This is a genomic window from Streptomyces sp. D2-8, assembly GCF_023184515.1.
In the GTDB taxonomy this organism is placed as follows: domain Bacteria; phylum Actinomycetota; class Actinomycetes; order Streptomycetales; family Streptomycetaceae; genus Streptomyces.
The window spans coordinates 40,816-58,240 of record NZ_JAAHBP010000004.1; the positions used below are offsets into that span (position 1 = coordinate 40,816).

Consider the following 17,425-nt stretch of genomic DNA (forward strand, 5'->3'; position numbering starts at 1 on the left):
AGGGCTGCGAGGACCGTGGCTACGGATGGAGGCAGGCTTCCCCCACGACCCGGACCCCCGTCTCCTCCCCCGGGCGGACGGACAGAGGACCCGCGACCCTGATGCCGACCGGGGTGTCGTGGCCCTTGACGGCCACGGTGACCATGGCGTCGTGGCCGAAGTACGCGACGTCGGTCACCGTGCCCCTGACCGAGCCGTCGGAGTCCGCGTCGGTCAGGACGAGTTGTTCCGGGCGGAGCAGGAGCGTCCCGGTCCGCACCCCCTCGGGCGGTGCGGCGAGGGGGACGGCGCCCAGGGCGGTCAGGGCCGTGCCGTCCGCGTCGACGGTGCCGGGGAGCAGGACGGCATCGCCGACGAAGCCGGCGATCCAGGGATTGGCAGGGCGCCGGTAGAGGTCCTGCGGGGTGCCGCACTGCGCGACCCGGCCGTCCCGTACGACGGCGACGAGGTCGGCGGTGGACAGGGCCTCCTGCTGGTCGTGGGTGACGAGGACCGCCGTGGCGCCGGTCGCCCGCAGAGCGGCCCGTACGTCCGACCGCACCCCTGCCCGCAGCGCGCTGTCGAGGGCGTTGAACGGCTCGTCGAGCAACACGAGTTGAGGGCTCGGGGCGAGCGCGCGGGCGAGGGCGACGCGCTGTTGCTGGCCGCCGGACAGCTCGTGCGGCATGCGGTCGCCGTATCCGCCGAGGCCGACCAGTTCGAGCATGGCGTCGGTCCTGCGCCGCCGTTCGGGCCGGTCGGTGCCGGTCAGGCCGAAGGCGATGTTGCGGGCCACGCTCAGGTGCGGGAAGAGGGCACCCTCCTGGGGCACGATGCCGATGCGGCGCCGCTCCGGCGGGAGGTGGACGCCCGGCCCGCTCAGGAGCCGGCCGCCGAGTCGCACGGTGCCCGCGTCGGCGCGCAGGAACCCGGCGACGATCCGCAGCAAGGTGGTCTTGCCGCAGCCGGAGGGGCCGAGGACGGCGGCCAAGGTGCCCGCGGGAACGGTGAGTTCGAGCCCGCGCAGGATCGGCTCCCCCGCTCCGTAGGACTTGGTGAGCCCTTCGACGTGCAGTTCGTTCATGTCCGGTGCCTGCCTAGGAGGTACGAGGGGACGGCGGACAGCAGGATCAGCGCGACCGCGTACGGGGCGGCGGCCGCGAAGGAGCCGGCGCCGGTTTCGGTCCACAAGCGGGTGGCCAGGGTGTCCATGCCGGTGGGGCGCAGCAGCAGGGTCGCGGGGAGTTCCTTCATGCAGACCACGAAGGTGAGCGCGGCCCCGGCGGCCACGCCGGGCGCGGCCAGCGGCACGGTGACCTCGCGCAGCACCTGCCACGGCCGCCGCCCGAGCGAGCGGGCCACGTCCTCCAGGACGGGCGGTGCCTGGAGCACGGCCGCGCGGGTGGCGGCCACCGCGACCGGCAGGAACAGCACGGCGTAGGCACCGACCAGCAGCGGGAGCCGCTGGTACAGCGGGTATGCGTAGCGCACGGCGAAGAACACCAGGGCGAGCGCGACCGTGATGCCCGGCAGTGCGTGCCCCGCGTACGCCGCCTGCTCCAGCAGACGGGCGCCGCGGCCCCGGTGCCGGGCGGCGATCACCCCTACCGGCAGGGCGAGGACCGTGGTGAGGCCGGCGCCCGCCGCCGCGACCCCGAACGTCGCCCAGGCCGTCTCCGCGAGCCCGCCGAGGTCCAGGCCGGCCGAGCTGCCGACGGCCAGCCAGTACCCGAGGGTGGCCAGTGGGAAGGCGACGGCCGTGGCCGCCACCGCCCCGCACCACAGCAGGGCGGGCGGCCGCCACCGGCCGAGAGCGACCGGGAGAGCCGGGCGGGCGGTGCCGGTACCGGTCCTGGCGTGCCCGGCGCGTCCGCGCGTACGGGCCTCGGCGGCCACCAGCGCGATCGTCATCACGACCAGCACCACGCTGAGGGCGGCGGCCGGGGTCCGGTCGAAGGAGGCGCGGTACGAGGTGTGGATGGTCAGGGTGAAGGTGTCGTACCGCATGAGGGACACCGCGCCGAAGTCGGAGAGCACGTACAGGGCGACGAGCAGCGCTCCGCCCGCGGCGGCCGGTCGCAGCTGCGGGAGCGTGACCTTGGCGAACGTCCGCAGCGGCCCGTGCCCGAGGGAGCGGGCGGCCTCCTCCTGGGCCGGGTCGATGCCTCGCAGCGCGGCGGCGACCGGCAGATGGACGTACGGGAAGCTGACCAGCGTCAGGGCGAGTGCGGCGCCGCCGAACCCGGCGAGGCCCGGCACGGCCGACAGCCAGGCGAACGCGGCGACGTAGCTGGGCACGGCCAACGGCAGTGTGGCCAGCACCGACCAGGCGCGGGCTCCGGGCAGCGTGGTGCGCACGGTCAGCCAGGCCAGCGACACTCCCAGCACCAGGCAGGCCGCCACGACCACGACGGTCAGGCCGAGGCTGCGGCCGAGGAGGTGCAGGGTGCGTGCGTCGGCGACGACGTCCCAGGCGAAGGCCGGGCCGCGTTCCAGGGCGCGGACGGCGAGGTAGCCGAGGGGCAGCAGGGCGAAGAGGGCGGCCACGCAGGCGGGGACGAGCAGGACCAGAGGTGGCCTGCGGCCGGCGGTACGCGTCCTTCCGGGCGCGCGGGTCGCCGGTGGGCGGACCGGGCGGCCCCGGTCCGCCCCGCGCTCACGCCCGTCCGGGGCGGGGGCTCCGGCCGGGCGGCGCGAGGTGGGCGGTGAGGTGGGCACGGCGGATCAGACCAGTCCCACGTCCCGCAGCATGGCCAGCGTCTCCTGGAGGGACTCCAGCTTGCCGAGGTCGATGTCGGGGGACTCCAGCGACTCCAGCGCGGGCAGGTCCTCCACGGTGCTGGTGACGCCCGCGGCCAGCGGGTACTCCTTGGTCTCGTCCGCGAAGTAGGTCTGCGCCTCCTCCGACAGCAGGTAGTCCACGGCCTTCTGCGCGGTCTCGCTCTGCCCGCTGTCGGCGAGGATGCCCGCGCCGGCGACGTTGATCAGCGCGCCGGGGTCCTCGCCCGGCAGGAAGTGCAGCTCGGCGTCGACCCCGTCCTCGCCCTTCTCGGCGACCCGCTCGTACCAGTAGTAGTGGTTGACCAGGCCGAGGGAGACCTCGCCGGACTCGACGGCGTCCAGGGTGGCGAGGTTGTTGGTGTACGTCTTGGCGCCGTTCGCCTTCAGGCCCTGAAGCCACTCGCGGGTGGCGTCCTCGCCCTCGAGGACGCGCATGCCGGTGACGAAGGCCTGGAACGAGGCGTTGGTCGGCGCGAAGCCGACCTTGTCCTTCCACTCCGGCTCGACCACGTCGAAGACGCTGTCGGGGACGTCGCCCTCGCCGACCTTGTCCGGGTTGTACGCGATGACCCGGACGCGTCCGGAGAGACCGACCCAGTCACCGCCGGAGCCGCGGTACGCCTCGTCGACCTTGTCGAGGGTGGCCGCGGGCATCTTCTGCAGCATGCCCTCCTTGGACAGGGCGCCCAGCGCGCCGGCGTCCTGGGAGAAGAACAGCCCGGCCTTGGTGCGGTCGCCCTCCTCCAGGATCTGGGCGGCCAGCTCCGCGCTGTCGCCGTACCGCACCTCGACCTCGGCGCCGACAGCCTTCTCCAGCTTGTCAAGAAGCGGCTTGACCAGCTTCTCGTTGCGGCCGGAGTAGATGACGAGGGAGGAGGCGTCGTCCTCCCCGCTGTCCTTGTCGCCGGAGCCGCAGGCCGCGAGGGCGGGGAGCAGCAGAGCGGCCGCTACCAGCGCGGTCGTCCGGCGAACCGAGGGGCGTCGCATGGTGTGTGCCTTCCTGCGGAGCTCGCCTTCGGGCCACTGCCGGTCCTGTCGGCGGGAAGCGGCGGCGAAGCGGATCCTGTGACTCTTCTGTGGCTTGAATATGACCCTGTTATGAATAAGGTAATCCTTACCTAATCGTCAAGGGTTCCGTGCTGAAGCGGACGCCGCCGCGGAAAGGGCGCGCCCCGTGCTCCACCCCTCCGAGCCCCTCCCGGCTCCGTCCCCCCTGCGTCTGCTGCCCGCGCAGCCCGTGCGGCCCGTGCGGCCGAACGGCGTGCCCTTCGCGCGCCGGCTCGCCGCCCACGGCGATCGCGTCGCGCTCATCACGCCGGAGGGAGAGCTGTCGTACCGCGAACTGGCCGCGCGGGTGGCCGCCACCGCCGAGCGCCTCGGGCCCGTACGACGGCTGGTGCTGCTGGCCGGGGCCAATCGGACCGACGCGCTCGTCACGCATCTGGCCGCTCTGTCCGCCGGTCACCCCGTCCTGCTCGTCCCCGGCGACAGCGCGAGCACGATCCGCTCGCTGTCTCAGGCGTACGACCCCGACGTCGTGGCCCGCCCGGATGCCGACGGCACGTGGACCCTCGAGGAAAGGCACCACGGCAGCGTCCACACCCTCCACCCGGACCTCGCCCTGCTGCTGAGCACCTCCGGCTCGACCGGCTCGCCCAAGCTGGTGCGGCTCTCCCACGAGAACCTTCAGGCCAACGCCGAGTCCATCGCCGGGTACCTCGGCATCGGTGACACCGACCGGGCGGCCACCACGCTGCCCATGCACTACTGCTACGGCCTTTCCGTCGTCCACAGCCATCTGCTGCGCGGCGCCGGGCTGATCCTGACCGAGCGGTCGGTGTCCGCGCCGGCCTTCTGGGAGGAGTTCCGTGCCGCCCGCGGCACCTCGCTGGCGGGAGTGCCGTACACCTTCGACCTGCTCGACCGGGTCGGTTTCGAGCGGATGGAACTGCCGCACCTGCGCCGTGTCACCCAGGCCGGGGGCCGGCTGGCTCCGGAACGCGTCGCCCGGTACGCCGAGTCGGGGCGCCGCTCCGGCTGGCAGCTGTTCGTGATGTACGGCCAGACCGAGGCCACGGCCCGCATGGCCTACCTCCCGCCGCATCTCGCCGCCGAGCGCCCCGAGGCCGTCGGGGTGCCGATACCGGGCGGCTCCTTCCGGCTGCTGCCGGTCGACGGTCACGGTCCGGACGTCGGTGAACTGGTCTACTCGGGGCCGAACGTGATGCTCGGTTACGCCGGGAGCCCCGCCGACCTCGCCCTCGGCCGGACCGTGGAGGAGCTGCACACCGGGGACCTCGCCCGGCGCGCGTCCGACGGGCTGTACGAGATCGTGGGCCGCCGCAGCCGCTTCGCGAAGATCCTCGGGCTGCGCATCGATCCGCAGCGCGTCGAGTCCCTGCTGGAGGAGCACGGGGTCACCGCGTACTGCGCGGGGGACGGGGAGGCCCTCGCGGTGGCCGCGCTCGGGAGCGCCGGTGAGCAGGCGAGGATCCGGCGGCTGGTCACGGAGGACTGCGGGCTCCCGTCCCGCGCGGTACGGGTGCAGGTCCTCGACCGGCTCCCCCGCCTGGCCTCGGGCAAGCCCGACTACGAGGCCGTACGGCGGTTGACCCGCCCCGTGGAGGAAGCGGCACCCGACGCCGGGGAGGACCTGCGCCGCCTCTACGAGGAGATCCTCGACCGCACCGATGTCACCGAGGACAGCAGCTTCACCGGCCTGGGCGGCGACTCACTGTGCTACGTCGAGATGTCCCTGCGCCTGGAGGAGGCCCTGGGCCACCTGCCCGCCGACTGGCACACGAGGACGATCCGCGAGCTGCGGGCCATGGCGGCGCCCACGGCGGCGGGACCGGGAGAACAGGAGGGGCCCAAGCCGCGGCGGGCCCGGCCGGCCCCGGGACCGCGGGGGGCGCTGCGTTCCTGGGCCACCCCGGAGTTCTGGAGGACCCGCCGCACGCTGGAGACCGGCATCGCCCTGCGCGCCGTCGGGATCGTCCTCATCGCCGGCTCGCACGTCCAGGTCTTCGACATCAAGGGCTTCGCCCACATCCTCATGGGTGTCGCGGGCTACAACTTCGCCCGCTTCCAGCTGTCCGGCGCCGGACGCCGCGAGCGCGTACGGCGCCTGTGGCGCAGCATCGCCCGCATCGCCGTACCGAGCATGGTGTGGATCACCGGCGCTGTGCTCCTGACCGACTTCCTCGACCCGGCCAACGCCGTGCTGCTCAACAGCCTGCTCGACCAGGGGAACGACCGCTTCGACTGGGCCTACTGGTTCGTGGAGGCCCTGGTCTACTTCCTCGTCGTGCTCGCCGCCCTCTTGGCCGTACCGCTGCTGAACCGGCTGGAGCGGCGGTACGCGTTCGGTGTGCCGATGGCACTCACGGCCGTCGGCCTGGTCGGGCGCTACGACCTGCTGGACCTGGCGTCCGCCCGCCCCCAGCTGAGCCCCACCGTGGTCTTCTGGCTGTTCACACTGGGGTGGGCGGCCGCGCGGGCCGGTACCGTGCGGCAACGGGCACTGCTGACGGCGGTGCTGGTGCTCACCGTGCCCGGCCTGTTCCAGGACCAGCCCGTGCGCACGGCCACCGTGATCGTCGGGCTGGGGCTGCTGATCTGGGTACCGGCCCTGCCCAGCCTCGGCCCGCTCAGCGCGCTCGCGGGCGTCCTGGCGAGCAGCTCCCTCTACATCTACCTGACGCACTACCAGGTCTACCCCTACCTCCAGGAGGGCTTCCCCCTCACCGCCCTGTTCGCCTCTCTCGTGGTCGGCGTCGGCTACGCGGCGGTCGTGACCCGGGTGACGCGGACCCTCCGGTGGCTTTGACCGGGCCGCCGCACCACGAGGTGCCCGCGGCCGGCCTGCGGAGCCCGGTTGCGTGTCCTGCCGGGAGGGATCACGCCGGTCGTGGTTCCTTGAGGGCATGCTCAACGGAGTTCGTGCCCGTGTTCTGCCGACCGCCCAGCGCCGCACGCTGAACGAACTGACCCAGGACCTGGACCTGTCGTCCGGAGACACCACGTCCAAGCGTTCGGCATTCTGGACCATGCTGACGCTGTCGTCGGTCATCGCGGCCGGTGGGGTTCTCACGGACTCGACGGCCACCGTGATCGGCGCGATGATCATCGCACCACTGGCCACACCGATCATGGGCATCGCGCTGGGCTCGGTGCAGCGCCGTCGCACCGGAGCGGCCAGGATCGTCCTCTTCGCCTGCTCGCTGGTGATCGTGATGGGGATGCTCTTCTCGACGGTGCTCCCCGGCGACTACGACCTGCTCGCCAACAGTCAGATCGCGTCACGGACGTCACCGGGTCTCATGGACCTGGTCGCCGCCCTGGCGACAGGCTTCGCCGGCGCGGTGGCACTCGCTCGACGGGACGTCGCCGCCGTGCTGCCCGGGGTCGCGATCGCCATCTCCCTCGTCCCGCCCCTGGTGGTGGCCGGAGTGTGCCTGGGACAGCTGTCGGGCTGGCTGGCGCTGGGGGCGCTGGTGTTGTTCGTGTCCAACTTCTTCGCGCTGGTCTTCGGCGGCATGGTGGTCTTCGCCACACTCGGCTACGGCACCCAGGCCGACAGGGCGAGCGGACGGCCCACCCGCAGGACGTACGCGGCCATGGCCCTGCTGTTCACCGTCGTGTTCGTGCCGCTGGCGGCCAACACCACGATCACACTCCTGCTCGACACCTGGACCGGCCGGACCAAGGACACCGCCGAAGAATGGCTCGCCGAAGAGCCGGGGGCGTCCGTCACGAGTGTCGACTCGACGTCCCGGACCATGTACGTCCACGTCCGCACCCCTGCCGGCGTCCCGCCGGTCAAAGGGCTGCTCGACCGGCTCCAGGGACGGATCCCGGACGGCATCCCCGTCGTCGTGGACACGTCGCGTGGTCAGCGCATCGACGCCGGAGTGGTCGGCGGCTGAGCGTCGCGCCCATGAAGGCGCCTAGCCGCGCATGACCTCGCGGACCAGGGCGGTGTCGACGAACTGCTCGAAGCGGACGATCAGGCCGCCGCGGACCACGAAGTGGTGGGCGACGCGCACGTCGATCGGCTTGCCGGTGGCCTTGTTGGTCGCGGTGTAGCGGGCGAGGACGACGGCGTTCTCCCCCTCGGCGACGTACGTGTCGTCGTGCGCGGTCCAGCCGTCCCACTCCCTGCCCAGCTGTTCCATGACGTGGGAGGTGACCCCGTCGGGGGTGCGGTAGGTGCCGGCGAGAGGGAAGCCGGCCGTCTCCGTCCACTCCGCGTCCGGGGCGAGGGCGGCGCGCAGGGCCTCCAGGTCGCCGGCCGCGGAGGCCAGGTACTGGCGGCGGACCACGTCGGCGGTACGCACTGCGGATCACCGTGGTCGCCGGCTCTACGTCGGGTCCTGTGGACCACGAAGTACATCGATGCCGCCGTCGCCCAGCTCCGCGCCGAGGGCCACGAGATCCCGGGCGAGAACATCGCCCGCCTGTCCTCCACTCCGGTCGGCGGTGCCCTGCGGCCCTTGCGCGACCCCGCGGGTGGTCTACCTCATTTCCCCGCGCTGTCGGCAGGGCTCATGTGCTGCGTCCCGCGAGTCCGGTGCGCCATGCCCAGGCCGCGATCTCTACGCGGTTTCTGGCGGTGAGCTTGGCCTGGACGTGGGAGAGGTGGGTTTTGACCGTGCCGGTGGTGATGGACAGGGCTGTTGCGATCTCGGCGTTGGTCATGCCCTGGGCCAGCAGCATGACCACCTCCTCCTCGCGCGGAGACAGCCGGGTGGCGGGCGCTGGCCGGGAGGAGGAGGTACGAAGCTGCTTCAGGAGCCGCACGGTGATCGATGGGCTGACCATGGCGTCGCCGGCCGCGGCCGCTCGGACCGCTTCGGCGAGCAGGCGGGGCCCGGAGTCCTTGAGGATGAATCCGCAGGCACCCGCTTCCACCGCACGGGTCAGGTATTCCTCGTCGTCGAAGGTGGTCACCATGACGACCTGCGGCCGGTGCGCGGCGTGGGGCCGGGTGAGCTGGCGCAGCGCGTCCAGGCCGTCCAGGCGCGGCATCCGGATGTCCATGAGAACGACGTCCGGCCGGTGCAGGGCGGTCATCTCCAGGGCTTGAAGGCCGTCCTGGGCGTGAGCGACGACGGTGATGTCGTTCTCGACGGAGAGGATCATGGCCATGCCGGTGCGGACGATCTCCTGGTCGTCGGCGAGAAGTACGCGGATCACGGAAGATCCCTCCACACGCTGCTGAAGGGAATCCGGGCACTCACCCGCCACTGTCCCTGGATGTCGGGGCCCGCTCGGAAGGTGCCGCCCTCGGCCGTGACGCGTTCCTCGAGCCCGACAAGACCGTACCCCGCCGTGTCCGCGCCCGGACCGGGCTGGTCGTTGACAATGTCGAGTTCGACGGTCCCCGAATGGACACTGAGTGTCACGGACACCTTCCGGGAACCCGGTGCGTGCTTGCGCACATTGGTCAGCGACTCCATGACGACCCGGTGCACGGCCACCATGGTCGCCGCGGGCAGGTTGCCGACAGGCCCCTCCTGCACGAGACGGGCCCGCCCACCTCCGGGCAGGGTGAAATCCGCCACGAGAGAGCGCAGTTGCTCGACGTCTCCCGCCGGTCCGAGCCCGGCCTCGGTACGAAGCCCGCTCACCATGTGCCGCAGAGCCCCGAGAGCCTCCGCCGCAGCCCGTTCGATCTGCCCCAGCGCGGACGCGCTCGTCTCCGGCCGGGACGCCGCGACCACCTGGGCCCCCTGCGCCTGTACGACGATGCCCGTCACATGGTGAGCCACGAAGTCGTGCAGATCCCGGGCGAAAGCGAGCCGCTGCTCAAGGCGCACCTGCTCGGTGTGACGCCGGCGCTCGACAGCCACCAGCCGGGCCACGAGCGCCCCCACGAGTGCGGCACACGTGGCGAACGCGCAGAACAACGCCACCAGAAGGCTGTTCTCGCTCACCTCCACGGCCACCGGCCGCACGACCACCGCCACGCACAGCACAACGGCCCCCGCGGCAGCCGGCCAGGCAGCGCCGTGCCGGACAGTGAGACCCAGCACCACGATGAGCGCGCTGACCTCGAACAGGGTGTAGGCGTCGGCACGCCCGGCCGACGTTCCCTGCTGTCCCGCCGCGATGTGCATCCACGCACTGCACCCGAGAGACACAGCACCCGCGATCCCACCGGCCACCGCCAACACCCACGGCCCCACTCGCGACCGGCGCAGCACCCAGACCGGCACCACCAGGAACGGCGCCGCAGCCGAGAGGCGGACCTGCGGCGCGAGAGCGGACCCGTAAACACCCCTGTGGTAGTCGACAGCGAGTGCCAGCACCAGGACGGCCCCCACGGCGGTGACGCCGAGGCAGACCAGCACGCCGCGCACCCATGAGGAACGACGGCCGAAGAGCACGGAACGCATGCCCGCAGCCTACGGAACCGGGCACCTCAGGCCCCTCTGCCGAAAGTCGTAGTGACACCGCCCGGTTTCCGTCCTTCGACAGATCCAAAGCGGCACCCCGCACGGACACGATCGTTCAAGACGATCCGCACAAGCTCGCCGAAGGAGTAGAACGTGAACTTCCAGACCCAGGTCCCCACCGCTGCCATTCTCGGCCCGGCGCTCCTGATCTTCGCTCTGTTCGCCCTCGCCCGTCGACGAGGCAACGTCCCCGGGTGGCGCGGCGGGCCGCTGGTACTCCGGGCCCTCACGGCAATCTACGCGGCAGGGGTCGTCTCCGTCACGAGCTTCCCCCTGTGGATCTACGGCGGCGGATACCGCAACGAAGCACCCTGGACCAGCCAGATCCAGCCGATCCCGCTACTCACGGCCGACATCTCCATGATCCCCAACGTCGTCATGTTCGTCCCGCTCGGCTTCCTCCTGCCACTGCTTTCCCACCGACTCACCAGTCGTCGCACCGTCGCGGTCTGCGCCCTCGCCAGCCTCGGGATCGAGCTCGCACAACTGCTTCAGTACATCGCCCTCGCCCACGGACGCGCCGTCGACATCAACGACCTGATCGCCAACACCCTCGGCGGCCTCCTCGGCTACGCCGCCCTGCGCACCGCGCAGCGCACCGCTGCCGCACGCGACGTACTGAACAAGTTGTCCCCCTCGCCCAGCACCGTCTGACCCGGCCAGCGAGAGGCGCAGGCCTCGCTCTTGCCGCATCAGGCAAGGGCTGATCAGCGGCCGGATCGCTGCACGGATACCGGTGGTTCTCGTGCAACCCGGAAGAACCGATCGAGCGGTACATCAAGCGCTGGGTTCGCATAAATGACCGGTGTGCAAGGCCGTTGCGGACGCTTCAACCGGTCACAGACCGGCGACGTCCCCGCCCCTCTTGAGCACGGAGTCGAGCGCGTCCACCACAGCGTTGTGCTGCCTCGCGCGCGCCGCCCGGTCTGCCGGCACCAGCCGCGCTGCGGCCTGTACGGCATAGCTGTCCGGGTCGCCGAAGGCGGTCCGCGGGTGCTCTGCCGTCTCCCCGCAGTGGGCCGTGACATCCTTGACCGCTTGGAGCACCACTGCCCGGTCCACGCCCGGCTGCATGGCCAGCCGCACCTGGAAGCGCGCCATCCACCTTTCGCGGTCCTTCTCCCTCGCGGCGTCCGTCCTCTGATCCTTCTTCGTCACGTGCTCTCCCAGGTGATCGACAGCCGTCTGTCATGGAGTTGGACGCTGGGTAATCGAAGTGGGTTGCAGAAGCGAGCACCTGATGAGTCTCAGTCTTCGCACAGGCCCGGGCGGGGGCGGCATCGCCGAGACGAACCAGACGATCACGCCCTCGGCCGATCCCGCGGAGGACGAACCACCAAGGTCCACCTCGCCTGCGACGGCAAGGCCTGGTACGTCCCGGCTTTGTCAGGGCCGCTCCCGCCCTCCCCGGCACCACACCCGGATCAGGCTGCCCTCAGCTACGCCGACCCGCTGCGACAGGCCAGAGGTGACGGCCTTGCACCTCCACTCGAAGCACAGCGCCTCACGGCGCAACCAAGATTCCCGACAGAGTCGAGTTGACGAACAACCGATAGCCTGTCTCGGGTCCAACGCGGGTGCTGGCAGCGGCCCTGGCGGCACCCTACGAGAGGTCCCCGCCATGCCACTGGTACAACCTGGCTTCAGCGTCCTGTCGGACGGGTTCGCCGCCGACCCTTACCGCCACTTCGCCCGGCTGCGGGAACAGGCCCCGGTGCACTACGAACCGGCGATCGACAGCTACTTCCTCTCCCGCCATCAGGACGTCAGGCGGGTGCTGACCGACCATCAGGCATTCACCACCAAGACGCTGCAGGCGCGCGCAGAGCCGGTGATGCGCGGCCCGGTCCTTGCCCAGATGACCGGGGCGGAGCACACAGCCAAGCGCAAGATCGTCGTCCGGGGTGTGACCGGCGAGGCCCTGCGCGACCAGGTCCGCGCCGCCCGCGCCAACGCCGCCGAACTCCTGGCACCCCTTCTGGCCAGGGGGAGGATGGACCTGGTCAACGACTTCGGCAAGCCTTTCGCCGTCCACGTGACGCTGGACGTCCTCGGTCTGGACAGGAAGGACTGGCAGCAGGTGGCCGCCTGGCACAGTGGGGTCGCCGAGTTCATCACGAGCCTGGCCCTCACCCCCGAGCGCCGCCAGCACTGCATGGACTGCGCCGGGCAACTGGAGGCGTACCTCGTCCCCGTCGTGGAACTGCGGCGTCGCCGCCCGGGCGCGGATCTGATATCGAGGCTGTGCACCGCGGAGTTCGACGGCGTCGCCATGAGCGACCGGGACGTCATCGCTCTGATCATCAATGTGCTCGCCGCCGCCACCGAGCCCGCCGACAAGACCCTCGCCCTACTCTTCAAGCATCTGATCGACCACCCCGATCAGATGGCGCAGGTGCGCCGGGACCCGGCCCTGCTGCCCGCCGCGATCGCCGAGACGCTGCGCCACACCCCGCCGGTCCAGCTCGTTCCCCGCCAGGCGGAGAAGGACTCGGTGATCGCCGGCACCACTGTCCCGGCCGGCGCCACGGTGTTCTGCATGATCGGCGCGGCCAACCGCGATCCCGGCGTCTTCACCGACCCGGACACCTTCGACATCAACCGCCCCGACCTCGGCACCGCCCGTTCCTTCACGGCGGCCGCCCAGCACCTGGCCTTCGGCGTCGGACTCCACCAGTGCGTCGGCGCGGCCTTCGCCCGCGCCGAGATCGAGACCGTCACCGAACTGCTCCTGCCGCTGCTCGACCAGGTCCGCTACAGCCCCGGCTTCCGCTACCGGGAGACCGGCCTCTACACCCGCGGCCCCGTCTCCCTGCAGCTGGACTTCACGCCCGTCCCCGCAGGTGGAACCTGCGGGGACCGAGCGCCGTCTTGCACGACGGCCCCGGACGGGGACGGGTACACCGTGTGCCCTGCCCTGTCCCGAGAGCCGGGCCCCGCACCCACACTTCTCCAGGCGATCGAGACGATGACATCGACCGACATCACCAGAGCCATCAACGACCTGCTGTTCACCCCGGGCCTCGACCTCGCCGAAGCCGTCGACCGGCACTTCGCCCCCGACTACCGTCAGCGCACCAACGGCGTGTGGAGCGACCGGGAATCCTTCACCCAGCACATGGCACGCCTGCGTTCCCTCATCCGCGACGGGCACATGGAGGTCCACGACGAACTGCGCGACGGACTGCGCTACGCCGACCGTCACACCGTCACTCTGACCCACAACGACGGCCGAGTCTCCGTCACCGAGGTCTACCTCTTTGCCGAGATGGCCCCCGACGGCCGCTTCCGGCGGGTCGAGGAGACCACCCTCCTGGTCTCTGGCCACCCCGACGACGGCAACCTCGGACTCGTCAAGTAACGCGGGCACAAGGGGATCCGGGAGCCAGGATGGCATCTGTCGGGGAGAGACTGAGCCGAGCGCGCGTGCAGGCGTTCGTCGGCCGGGAAAGGGAACTCGAGCGTTTCAGGCAAGCCCTGGCCGGTGATCCGCGGTCCCCGTTCGCGTTCTTCGTGTGCGGGCCGGGCGGTATCGGGAAGTCGACGCTGCTCCGGCGCCTGGCGGATCACGCCAGTACGGCGGGCCGACCGCTCGTCGAGTTCGACGGCCGGTTCGTCGGCCGGGACCCGGCCGACTTCGAGCGGGCCGCCGCACCCTTTCTCGACGTTCCGGGAACGGTGCTGCTGGTGGACTCCTTCGAGCACTGCCAGTGGCTGGAGAGCTGGCTGCGGCACCGCTTCCTGCCCCGCGCCGCGGACGATGCCCTGGTCGTCCTGGCAGGCCGGCACCCACCGCAGCCGCAGTGGACCGCCGACCCGGCGTGGTCCGGGCTCCTGCACGTCACCGAACTGGGGCCGTTCACCGAGGAACAGGCCGGTGGACTGCTGGCCTCGGCACAGATCCGGCCCGAACTGCGCGACCGGGTGCTGCGCTTCGCCGGCGGCAACCCGCTGGCCCTCTCCCTCGCGGCCGCGGCGGGATCGAAGGGCTGCGGCCGAGAGGAGTTCTGGGCCCCGTCGGCGGATGTCCTGCGCACCCTGCTGGCGGGGCTGATCGGTGAGGTGCCCACGGCCGCCCACCGTCGCGCCCTGGAAGTGGCGGCGCAGGCACACTCGACGTCCGAGGAACTGCTCGCCGCTGTGCTCCCCGAAGAGGACACCCACCTGCTCTTTTCCTGGCTGCGAGACCTGCCGTTCATGGAGTCCACGGCCCGAGGGCTCCACCCGCACGACGCCGCACGGGAGACGCTCGCCGCCGACCTGCGCTGGCGGGCACCCAACACCTTCGAGACGATGCGCCGGCGCCTCGCGGACGAATACCTCCGCATCCTGCGCGAGGCGCCGGAGGAGCGGGTCTGGACCGTCACCGACGACCTCTTCCACCTCTTCCGGGAGAGCAAGATCCTTGCCCGGCTGCGCACATGGTCCCGGGAGGACGAGGTCCACGACAGCCCCCTCCACCCGGACGACCTCGACACGGTGCTGGGCATGGCCGAAGAGACCGAGGGCCCCGCCTCCACCGCACTGGTCCGCTACTGGGCACGGCGCCAGCCGCAGGCGTTCAGTGTCTACCGCCTCGTGAGCACGGGCCGGACGGTGGCGTTCACCGCCCGCCTCACGCTGCCCGCCCCGCCCGACCCCCAGGATCTGGCCACCGATCCCGTGGTCGCCGCCGCATGGCAGCACACCGAGGCCACCACGCCCGTGAACCCCGGCGAGCACATCGGCATCAGCCGCTTCTCGGTCTACCCCGAGCGATACCAGGTCCCCTCGCGCGTCACCGACCTGAGCAGCTCCCGGGCCCAGGCGGAAGCCGCCCGCGCCCGCGGACGCGCCTACGGCTTCGCCGTCTACCGGGACGCCGAGACCTGGGCCGAGCGCGTCAAGGGCACCCTCGACGACACCGGCCGGCGCCCGCGCGTCGGCGAACACACCTACGGACTGTTCAGCGTGGACTGGCGCCGCACACCCGTGGAGACGTGGCTGTGGCACTTCATCTCCACGACCGCCGACGCGCCGATCTCGCCGGGACCGTCGCCCCTCTCGCGCACCGCGTTCGACCAAGCCGTACGCGAGGCGCTGACGCACTGGCGCGACCCCTCCGCCTTCGCCGCCTGCGCGCTGCTGCGCAGCCGGCTGGCGGCCGACTCCACGGAGCCCGTCATGGAGCTGCGCGACCTGCTGCGCCGGGCCGTCGACGAACTCGCCCGTGACCCGCGCGGAGTGCGCGCCCGCGAGGCACTGACGGCGGGCTACTTCTCCGGCGCGCCCACTCAGGAGGCATCCGCCCGTCGGCTCGGCCTGCCGTACGGCACCTACCGGCGCCATGTGCGCCAGGGGCTGGACCTGCTCTGTGACGCCTTGTGGCAGCGGGAACTACACGGCCACCACCGCTAGAACTCCGTACAACGGGGCGGAGCGTATTCGCCGCCCCCCGGGGCACTGCCGCCCTGCCGTGATGCGGTGAACTCCGCCGCGCGGGTGCCCGCGCACCGGCTCGGCCCGCCTGAGTGGACAGGTGCGGACAGGAGTGGACAACCGTGGCCCCCGCCGGGCATGGAATGTGGACACCTCCCGGCCCGAGGCTGCGTGTCATGAACCTTGGACGAACAAAGGACGGGCCGACCGCCGCGCCTCGCCCGGGAGCCGCGCTCGCGGCGCTCGCGGCAGCGCAGTTCACCGTCATGCTCGCCACCTCGATCGTGAACGTGGCACTCCCGCAGATCCGCGACGGGGCGGGCCTGTCGGACCAGGGCACCACATGGGTGGTCAACGCCTACAGCCTGGCATTCGGGGCACTGCTCCTGGCCGGAGGCCGGGCGGGCGACCTGCTCGGCCGCCGCCGGGTGCTGGTCGCGGGCCTCGTGCTGTTCACGGGCGCCTCGCTGGCCGCCGGCCTGGCGTCCTCACCGGGCGTGCTGATCGCCGCCCGCACCGCGCAGGGTCTCGGCGCCGCCGCCATAGCCCCCGCCGCACTCGCCCTGACGATCGACCTGTTCCCGCCCGGCCCCGCCCGGGGCCGGGCCCTGGGGGTGTGGGGTGCCGTCTCCGGCGCGGGAGGAGCGGCGGGCGTCCTCCTGGGCGGCATCCTCACCCAGGCGTGGGGCTGGCCGTGGATCTTCCACGCCGTCGCACTCGGAACGGCGCTGGTCCTCCTCGCGGTGGCGGTGCTGGTGCCCGGGGGCAGCGGCCGCGGGACCGGACGGTTCGACCTGCCGGGTACCGTCACCGTCACCCTGGCCCTGACCTTCCTGGTCTGGGCGCTGACCAGTGCGCGGGGGGCAGGCTGGACGGACCCCGGAGTGCTCGGTGCCCTCCTCGGCGCCCTGTCGCTGTTCGCGGTCTTCGCCGTCATCGAGTGCCGTCGGCCGGACGCCCTGGTACCGCCCCGGTTGTTCGCCACCGGCCGCGTCGCGGCGGGCAACCTGCTGATGGCGCTCCTGGGCTCCGTATGGATCGCGCTGTTCTTCTTCCTACCGCTCTACCAGCAACAGGTGCTCGGCATGAGCGCTCTGGCCACCGGCGCGGGCCAACTCCCCTTCGCCGCGGCCAACATGCTGGGCGCACTCGCGGCGCCACGCCTCGCCCGCCGAATCGGTGTCACCGTGACGCTGACCGCGGGCCTCCTCTGCGAAGGCGCGGGACTGCTGTGGCTGTCACGCATCGACTCCGGCGGAAGCTACGCCGTCGAAATCCTCGGGCCGATCGTCCTGGCCGGCCTCGGTCTCAGCGTCGCTTTCGTCCAGCTCACGGCGCTCGCCGTGGACGGCGTCCCGGAACGCGACGCGGGCCTGGCCGGCGGACTGGTGAACACCACCCGCCAGATCGGCGGGGTGATCGGGCTGGCTTGTCTCGCCACCCTGGCCGGATCCGTGACGGCCGAAGTCTCGGGCCACGCGTCCGTCCCGGAGGCCCTGACCGCCGGCTACCGGGCCGCCTTCGCGGTCTCCGCGGCGATCCTGGCGGTCACCGCGCTGCTCGCTCCGCTCCTGACGCGCCCGGGCCGCCGTACGGGCACAGCCAGTGGGGCCGGTGACGCCGCATGCCCCCTCCCACCCCATACAGCCCTCCCCTCCCACGCATCCCTCCCGCCCCTCGAGACGGATGCCCCCGCACCGCCCCGGCGGTGCCAGGACACCGACCGCACACCTGCCACCTGATCCGGATTCCCGCGCCCGGTCCTTCACCCCTTCACCCCCTCACCA

13 protein-coding genes are annotated in these 17,425 nt (G+C 71.9%); 6 read left to right on the forward strand and 7 right to left on the reverse strand.

Annotated features, from left to right (window positions below; translation table 11 throughout):
* Window positions 1–19: 19 nt before the first annotated feature.
* The 3 genes from G3I77_RS11160 to G3I77_RS11170 are packed head-to-tail and all read right to left on the reverse strand — an operon-like array spanning window position 20 to window position 3,747.
* The gene (locus tag G3I77_RS11160; RefSeq protein ID WP_248502750.1) at window positions 20–1,063 is read right to left on the reverse strand and encodes an ABC transporter ATP-binding protein; all 1,044 of its coding nucleotides are present in this window, start codon (window positions 1,061–1,063) and stop codon (window positions 20–22) included.
* Window positions 1,060–2,697 (reverse strand): ABC transporter permease, encoded by a 1,638-nt coding sequence (locus G3I77_RS11165; protein ID WP_374385384.1) that lies wholly within the window; start codon window positions 2,695–2,697, stop codon window positions 1,060–1,062. The genes G3I77_RS11160 and G3I77_RS11165 overlap by 4 nt, the downstream gene beginning before the upstream one ends.
* Window positions 2,698–2,703: 6 nt before the next feature.
* Complete coding sequence (locus G3I77_RS11170) at window positions 2,704–3,747, reverse strand: iron ABC transporter substrate-binding protein (RefSeq protein ID WP_248502751.1); 1,044 nt, start codon at window positions 3,745–3,747, stop codon at window positions 2,704–2,706.
* Between the two features lie 187 nt (window positions 3,748–3,934).
* Here G3I77_RS11170 and G3I77_RS11175 point away from each other — a divergent pair, with 187 nt between their 5' ends.
* On the forward strand, window positions 3,935–6,589 hold the full coding sequence (locus G3I77_RS11175) for an AMP-binding protein (RefSeq protein ID WP_248502752.1): 2,655 nt from the start codon (window positions 3,935–3,937) through the stop codon (window positions 6,587–6,589).
* Window positions 6,590–6,686: 97 nt separating this feature from the next.
* On the forward strand, window positions 6,687–7,688 hold the full coding sequence (locus G3I77_RS11180) for a TIGR00341 family protein (RefSeq protein WP_248502754.1): 1,002 nt from the start codon (window positions 6,687–6,689) through the stop codon (window positions 7,686–7,688).
* A 21-nt stretch (window positions 7,689–7,709) separates the two neighbouring features.
* On the opposite strand, the gene G3I77_RS11185 is transcribed toward G3I77_RS11180, so the two are convergent.
* From G3I77_RS11185 to G3I77_RS11195, 3 genes are all read right to left on the reverse strand, one after another.
* Window positions 7,710–8,099 carry a nuclear transport factor 2 family protein gene (locus tag G3I77_RS11185; RefSeq protein ID WP_248502756.1) on the reverse strand — a complete coding sequence of 130 codons (390 nt, stop codon included), beginning with the start codon at window positions 8,097–8,099 and terminating at the stop codon, window positions 7,710–7,712.
* A gap of 208 nt (window positions 8,100–8,307) precedes the next feature.
* Window positions 8,308–8,973 carry a response regulator transcription factor gene (locus G3I77_RS11190; RefSeq protein WP_248502757.1) on the reverse strand — a complete coding sequence of 222 codons (666 nt, stop codon included), beginning with the start codon at window positions 8,971–8,973 and terminating at the stop codon, window positions 8,308–8,310.
* Window positions 8,955–10,160, reverse strand: coding sequence for a sensor histidine kinase (locus G3I77_RS11195; protein ID WP_248502759.1), 1,206 nt, complete (start codon window positions 10,158–10,160; stop codon window positions 8,955–8,957). Before G3I77_RS11195 ends, G3I77_RS11190 begins: the two co-directional genes overlap by 19 nt.
* Window positions 10,161–10,313: 153 nt before the next feature.
* Here G3I77_RS11195 and G3I77_RS11200 point away from each other — a divergent pair, with 153 nt between their 5' ends.
* Window positions 10,314–10,874: a VanZ family protein gene (locus G3I77_RS11200; RefSeq protein ID WP_248502761.1), complete on the forward strand. Its 561-nt coding sequence runs from the start codon at window positions 10,314–10,316 to the stop codon at window positions 10,872–10,874.
* Window positions 10,875–11,057: 183 nt separating this feature from the next.
* Here G3I77_RS11200 and G3I77_RS11205 read toward each other — a convergent pair whose 3' ends face one another.
* Complete coding sequence (locus tag G3I77_RS11205) at window positions 11,058–11,378, reverse strand: hypothetical protein (RefSeq protein WP_248502762.1); 321 nt, start codon at window positions 11,376–11,378, stop codon at window positions 11,058–11,060.
* Between the two features lie 463 nt (window positions 11,379–11,841).
* Here G3I77_RS11205 and G3I77_RS11210 point away from each other — a divergent pair, with 463 nt between their 5' ends.
* From G3I77_RS11210 to G3I77_RS11220, 3 genes are all read left to right on the forward strand, one after another.
* Window positions 11,842–13,581 (forward strand): cytochrome P450, cyclodipeptide synthase-associated, encoded by a 1,740-nt coding sequence (locus G3I77_RS11210; RefSeq protein ID WP_282572830.1) that lies wholly within the window; start codon window positions 11,842–11,844, stop codon window positions 13,579–13,581.
* Window positions 13,582–13,610: 29 nt separating this feature from the next.
* Entirely contained in the window at window positions 13,611–15,617 is a 2,007-nt protein-coding gene (locus G3I77_RS11215; protein ID WP_248502763.1) for an ATP-binding protein, read from the forward strand.
* A gap of 197 nt (window positions 15,618–15,814) precedes the next feature.
* On the forward strand, window positions 15,815–17,380 hold the full coding sequence (locus tag G3I77_RS11220) for an MFS transporter (protein ID WP_248502764.1): 1,566 nt from the start codon (window positions 15,815–15,817) through the stop codon (window positions 17,378–17,380).
* Window positions 17,381–17,425: the final 45 nt, after the last annotated feature.

Bases quoted from the DNA above. Each gene is read 5' to 3' on its own strand.
- G3I77_RS11160 (WP_248502750.1), bottom strand. From the start codon at position 1,063: ATGAACGAACTGCACGTCGAAGGGCTCACCAAGTCCTACGGAGCGGGG.
- G3I77_RS11210 (WP_282572830.1), top strand. From the start codon at position 11,842: ATGCCACTGGTACAACCTGGCTTCAGCGTCCTGTCGGACGGGTTCGCC.
- G3I77_RS11170 (WP_248502751.1), bottom strand. From the start codon at position 3,747: ATGCGACGCCCCTCGGTTCGCCGGACGACCGCGCTGGTAGCGGCCGCT.
- G3I77_RS11220 (WP_248502764.1), top strand. From the start codon at position 15,815: ATGAACCTTGGACGAACAAAGGACGGGCCGACCGCCGCGCCTCGCCCG.
- G3I77_RS11180 (WP_248502754.1), top strand. From the start codon at position 6,687: ATGCTCAACGGAGTTCGTGCCCGTGTTCTGCCGACCGCCCAGCGCCGC.
- G3I77_RS11195 (WP_248502759.1), bottom strand. From the start codon at position 10,160: ATGCGTTCCGTGCTCTTCGGCCGTCGTTCCTCATGGGTGCGCGGCGTG.
- G3I77_RS11215 (WP_248502763.1), top strand. From the start codon at position 13,611: ATGGCATCTGTCGGGGAGAGACTGAGCCGAGCGCGCGTGCAGGCGTTC.